We start from the raw sequence: 5254 nt of genomic DNA on the forward strand, positions 1-5254 counted from the left end.
AATATCGAGAGTAAACGCCTTTTTCAAAGAGTTTACAAGCGATACCTACAAGCTGTGCTCATCGCCTCGGCTCCGCCTTCATGCAATCGCCCTGCACGAGAGCGCCGGCCCAATTCACAATTTTTTCACATTGTGGTATAAAGAGAAGATCAATACTGCACTGCACCAACCACATCATGAAAATTGAAACCGTCGCGCCCCCAAAGACGACGATCCAGGTGATCGAGCGCATGGTGGCCCTGCTGGACGCGCTGGCCAAATACTCGGACCCGGTGAGCTTGAAGGAATTGTCGAAAGTGTCCGGTCTGCATCCCTCGACCGCCCACCGCATCCTCAACGACATGGTACTGACCCGCTTTGTCGACCGCATCGAACCGGGCACCTACCGCCTCGGCATGCGCCTGCTGGAACTGGGCAACGTCGTCAAGAGCCGCCTGAGCGTGCGCGAAGCGGCGCTCGACTATATGCGCCACCTGCACAAAAAAACCCAGCAAACCATCAACCTGTCGGTGCGCCAGGGCGACGAAATCGTCTACATCGACCGGGCTTTCTCGGAGCGCTCGGGGATGCAGGTGGTGCGCGCCATCGGCGGGCGCGGTCCGCTGCACCTGACCTCGACCGGCAAACTGTTCCTGTCGGTGGACGAGCCGAAGGCGATCCGCGCGTACGCGACGCGCACCGGCCTGGCCGGCCACAACAAAAACTCGATCACCGACCTCGCCAAGCTGGAGCGCGAACTGAGCCTGGTGCGCGCGCGCGGCTACGCGCGCGACAACGAGGAACTGGAACTGGGCGTGCGCTGCATGGCGGCGGGCATCCGCGACGACTCCGGCAAGCTGATCGCCGGGCTGTCGATCTCGGCGCCGGCCGACCGCCTGCAAGACGAATGGGTGGAAGACCTGATCGAAACGGCCAACCAGATTTCGGCGACGCTGGGCTACATCGCCGTTGAATAGGCGCAGGCCCAACCAACGGCAGAGGGCTGGGGCCTGGCCCCAGGGTTACGCCCTTGGTTGTAATGGCGGCGGCAACAGGCAAAAAAATCGGGGCCAGCTCCTGGCTTTTGCTTTTCAGGCAAAAGACAGGAGCTGGCCACGATTGAGTTTCCGCGTCGTTTTCGGCGCTTAGCCGCCCGGTAGCGTCAGGCCGGCGGGGCGCAGCGCTTCCAGCCATTTGCGCATGCGGCCGGCGTCGGCGGTGCGCGACTGCTTGCCCTTGGAGTCGAGGAAAACCATGATGACGGCGCGCCCTTCGATTACCGTCTGCATCAGCAGGCAGCGCCCCGCTTCGTTGATGAAGCCGGTTTTTTGCAGGCCGATTTCCCAGCTCGGATTGGCGACCAGGTGATTGGTATTGCCATATTGCATAAGTTGGCCGCTGGCTTCAATCATCGCCTTCGGATCGGTGGAGAATTGCCGCAGCAGCGGATGGTGGAAGGCCGCCATCGCCAGTTTCGCCAAGTCGCGGGCGCTGGCCACGTTTTGCTTCGACAGGCCGCTTGAATCGACGTAGTGGGTGTCGCCCATGCCCAGCTGGCGCGCCTTCGCGTTCATGGCGTCGACGAAGGCCGGCAAGCCGCCCGGATAGTTGCGGCCCAGCGCGGAGGCGGCCCGGTTTTCCGAACTCATCAGTGCAATGTGCAGCATATTGCTGCGGGTCAGCTCGGACCCCACCTTCAGGCGCGAACTGCTGAATTTATGCCGGTCGACGTCGTCCTCGGTGACGGTCAGCAGCTCGTCCATGTCCTGGCGCGCCTCCACCACCACCAGCCCGGTCATCATTTTCGTGATCGAGGCGATCGGCAGCGAGACGTTGGAATTTTTCTCGAACAGGACTTCGGAATTGGACTGGTCCAACACCAGCGCGACGCTCGATTTCAGGTCGAGCGGGTCGCGCGTCAGGTTCAGCCCGGCCAGGTCGCCCACCGTCAGCGCCGGCGGCAGCGCCACGTTGGTAACGCGCTGGTATTGCACATGGCGCTTGCCGCGCACCGTGACGACACGCTTGACGACGCGCTCGCGCGAGTCGGCCGGGGCGATGCGGATGCCCGGGCGCCGCAATACCATCTTGATGCGTTTGACGCCGTGCTTCTTCGGCGCCGCCACGCCGCCAGCGTCCGACTTCGCAATGGCGCCGGAGGACCCCAACGCTAACAACAGTGAAACCAGGGCGCCCAGCGCAAGTTTAAACATTGATTCATCCTCTTGAAGCAAACTGAAGTTTCTTATTGCAGTGTAGCGAAATGCAGAGTAATCGCAAGCGAATTTAACAGTTAATACACTATTTCTTGCGCTAGTCCTGTGCGCGCCGAACTATGTTCGCCAGCAAGATTATCATTCTACAAATTTGACGAAGCCCGCCACGGGCTCGCGCTCGGTGACCAGGGTGTTCTCCACCTTGCCGCGGTCGGCGAAGCCGAGCGCCATGCCGCACACCACCATTTCACCCGCGGGAAGGTGCAATTCCTCGGCGATGATCTTGTGGTATTGCGTAAAGGCCGCCTGCGGGCAGGTGTCCAGGCCGCGGCCGCGCGCCGCCACCATGATGCTCTGTAAGAACATGCCGTAGTCCAGCCAGGAACCCTGCTCCATCACCCGATCGATGGTGAAGATGAAGCCGACCGGGGCGTCGAAGAACTGGTAATTGCGGCCGTGCTGGGCCGCCATGCCGGCCTTGTCGTCGCGCGTCAGGCCCAGCAGCGCGTACAAGTCCCAGCCGACCTTGCGGCGCCGGTCGATGAACGGCGAAGTCCACTCGCGCGGGTAATAGGCGTATTCCTCGGTGTGCTGGCGCGCCTGGGCCGGGTCGTTGTGGACCGCCAGGATGCGCCCGGCCAGGCGCTGCCGGGCCTGGCCCGTCAGCACGTAGACCTTCCACGGCTGGGTGTTGGTGCCCGACGGCGCGCGCGCGGCCACTTCCAGGATGCGCTCAATCTCCTCGCGCGCCACGGGCGTGGGCAGGAAGGCGCGGATCGAGCGGCGCGTCGTGATCGCGGCGTCGACCGCGTGTTGTTCCGAGGTGGATATCATGCTTGTGGTCATACTCATTGCACTCCTTATTTGTCAAGACCCGCTGTCTATTTTTTAACGACAAAGATGACGCCGACCACGGCCACGACCATGCCGGCGATGCCCATGAAATTAAACGCCTCGCCAAACATCAACCACGCCATCACCGCGGTGGTGGGCGGGGTCAGGTACAGCAAACTGGTGACCTGGGTGGCGTCGCTGCGCCGGATTAGCGCGAACAGCAGGAAAATGGCGCCGATCGACAACACCAGCACCGACCACAGCAAGGCGCCGACGAAGTTCGCGGTCCATTGTACGGCGGCAAAGCCGAGGTCGAGGTCTTCCAGCCAGATCGCCAGCGGCAGCACCACCACGATGGAGGCGGCGAACTGGATCACGGTGCCGCTGCGCAAGTCGAAGGACGGGCAATTGTGCTTTTGATACAGCGTGCCGGCCGTGATCGACAGCAGCGCGAACACGCACAGCAGCACGCTTTCCATGCTCAGACCAACCAGATTGATTTTGGCGTACACCACCAGGGCCACGCCCAGCAGGCCGAACATCAGACCCAGCCATTGCCGCGGCCGCACCGTTTCGCCGATCAGCCGCGCCGCGCAGGCGGTCAGGATGGGTTGCATGCCGACGATCAGCGCCGACAGCCCGGCCGGCATGCCGAGCTTGATCGCGCACCAGACGCCGGTGAGATAGCCTGCCTGCAACAACAGGCCGGCCACGGCGATGTGGCGCATCTTGCCGACCGGCCAAGGCGCTTTCAGCAACAATACGCACGGCAACAGGATCAGCAACACGCCGACAAAGCGCAACAGCAGGAAGGTCAGCGGCGGCGCGTACGGCAAACCGAACTTGGCGACGATGAAGCCGGTACTCCAGAGTAAGACAAAAAAGCCTGGCAAGGCTAACGGCAAAGCGCGCTGGCTCAGGCCGCCATGCGCGGCGCGGGTGTTGGACATTATTTCTTCACGGAAATGGTGGGCGTCGGCCGCGGGCGTGGAGGGATTGGCGACAAGTCTGGTGTCGTGGGCTGCCGGTTCGCTCAATCAGGAAGTCGGAATACTAGCATGGCGGGGCAATCTCGACAGGAGGCGGCGGTTTTTTGGGCCGGCCAGGGCAAATACTGTCAATCGAAATTCCTTAAAGAAACAGTATCTTTGATGCAAATCTAACAAATTGTTGCAGTGCACAAGATTCGCTTGACTTAATTTCCAAAGTCTTTAGAATCGGGTTTGTTGCGTTGCACAATTTCTTGTTCAGCTTGAAAAATAAGATCTACTAGCTTCATTACCACGGTACTTAACGCAGCGTCTAAATCGACTAACGAGTTACAAATATTTTGGAGAGTTACCCTATGTTTTCAATTCCTGAGCAATTTTCGAATGCCACCAAGTCCAACCTCGAAGCCCAGTTCGCCATTTTCTCGTCGCTGACGAGCAAGGCGTTCGAAGGCATCGAAAAGATCGTCGAATTGAACCTGACCGCGGCCCGCGCCACGCTGGAAGAATCGACCGCCGCGGCCAAGCAATTGCTGTCGGCCAAAGATCCACAAGAATTCTTCTCGTTGACCGCTGCACAAGCTCAGCCAAGCGCCGAAAAAGCCATCGCTTACGGCCGCCACCTGGCAGCGATCACGTCGGGCACCCAAGCCGAATTCAGCAAGGCTGCAGAAACCCAAATCGCCGAAACCAACCGCAAAGTTATTTCGCTGGTTGAAGAAGTCAGCAAAAACGCACCAGCCGGTTCGGAAAACGCTGTGGCAATCTTGAAATCGGCAATCGGCAACGCCAGCGCCGGTTACGAGCAGTTCAGCAAAAGCAGCAAGCAAGCTGTTGAAGCAATCGAAGCGAACGTAACTTCGGCCGTGAACCAATTCAGCCAAGCCGCTGAAAAAGTCGTGCCACGCGCCGCCGCCAAGAAGTAATGTAAACGGCCGGGCCGCGCAAGCGGACCGCCAGCAGTCTCCGGCAGCCGTGTTGTTCTCCTCAGACGGCTGCCATTATGCCCCGCTCAACGCGGGGCATTTTTTATGCGCGCTCGCTCTAGGCAAGCTGGCGGCCGCGCCGCCATCGCGGTAGCCTGCCGCCACGTAAAAACGGCGCCATCGGCGCCGTTTCGTGCCGCTGTCTTGCGGCTTATTCGCCCAGGTAGGCGGCTTTCACGCGCGGGTCGTCCAGCATGTCGCTGGCCTTGCCGGTCATGGTGATCAAGCCCGAGTCCATCACGTAGCCGCG

Annotated in this window: 6 protein-coding genes and 1 pseudogene; 3 read left to right on the plus strand and 4 right to left on the minus strand. The window is 60.7% G+C overall.

Going from position 1 to position 5254, the window contains the following annotated elements; genetic code table 11:
* Positions 1-187: hypothetical protein (locus tag ACFDR9_RS26830; RefSeq protein ID WP_409032950.1), on the plus strand; the 187-nt coding region annotated here is incomplete at its 5' end.
* Positions 177-956: an IclR family transcriptional regulator gene (locus tag ACFDR9_RS26835; protein ID WP_017878819.1), complete on the plus strand. Its 780-nt coding sequence runs from the start codon at positions 177-179 to the stop codon at positions 954-956. The genes ACFDR9_RS26830 and ACFDR9_RS26835, both read left to right, overlap by 11 nt.
* Before the next feature lie 168 nt (positions 957-1124).
* On the opposite strand, the gene pbpG is transcribed toward ACFDR9_RS26835, so the two are convergent.
* From pbpG to ACFDR9_RS26850, 3 genes are all read right to left on the minus strand, one after another.
* Positions 1125-2192 carry a D-alanyl-D-alanine endopeptidase gene (pbpG, locus tag ACFDR9_RS26840; protein WP_409032951.1) on the minus strand — a complete coding sequence of 356 codons (1068 nt, stop codon included), beginning with the start codon at positions 2190-2192 and terminating at the stop codon, positions 1125-1127.
* Positions 2193-2333: 141 nt separating this feature from the next.
* Entirely contained in the window at positions 2334-3029 is a 696-nt protein-coding gene (locus tag ACFDR9_RS26845) for a nitroreductase (protein ID WP_409032953.1), read from the minus strand.
* 47 nt (positions 3030-3076) lie between these two features.
* Positions 3077-3979 (minus strand): DMT family transporter, encoded by a 903-nt coding sequence (locus tag ACFDR9_RS26850; protein WP_409032952.1) that lies wholly within the window; start codon positions 3977-3979, stop codon positions 3077-3079.
* Between the two features lie 395 nt (positions 3980-4374).
* On the opposite strand from ACFDR9_RS26850, the gene ACFDR9_RS26855 reads away from it, so the two are divergent.
* Positions 4375-4944: a phasin family protein gene (locus tag ACFDR9_RS26855; RefSeq protein WP_017878815.1), complete on the plus strand. Its 570-nt coding sequence runs from the start codon at positions 4375-4377 to the stop codon at positions 4942-4944.
* Between the two features lie 211 nt (positions 4945-5155).
* Here ACFDR9_RS26855 and ACFDR9_RS26860 read toward each other — a convergent pair.
* Positions 5156-5254: pseudogene (locus ACFDR9_RS26860) on the minus strand (ABC transporter ATP-binding protein); the annotation flags it as partial.

This window comes from Janthinobacterium sp. CG_23.3, from assembly GCF_046115965.1.
Taxonomy (GTDB): domain Bacteria; phylum Pseudomonadota; class Gammaproteobacteria; order Burkholderiales; family Burkholderiaceae_D; genus Janthinobacterium.

Excerpts from the sequence above, each read along its gene's own strand:
- ACFDR9_RS26835 (WP_017878819.1), top strand. The coding sequence starts at position 177 with ATGAAAATTGAAACCGTCGCGCCCCCAAAGACGACGATCCAGGTGATC.
- pbpG (WP_409032951.1), bottom strand. The coding sequence starts at position 2,192 with ATGTTTAAACTTGCGCTGGGCGCCCTGGTTTCACTGTTGTTAGCGTTG.
- ACFDR9_RS26845 (WP_409032953.1), bottom strand. The coding sequence starts at position 3,029 with ATGATATCCACCTCGGAACAACACGCGGTCGACGCCGCGATCACGACG.
- ACFDR9_RS26850 (WP_409032952.1), bottom strand. The coding sequence starts at position 3,979 with ATGTCCAACACCCGCGCCGCGCATGGCGGCCTGAGCCAGCGCGCTTTG.
- ACFDR9_RS26855 (WP_017878815.1), top strand. The coding sequence starts at position 4,375 with ATGTTTTCAATTCCTGAGCAATTTTCGAATGCCACCAAGTCCAACCTC.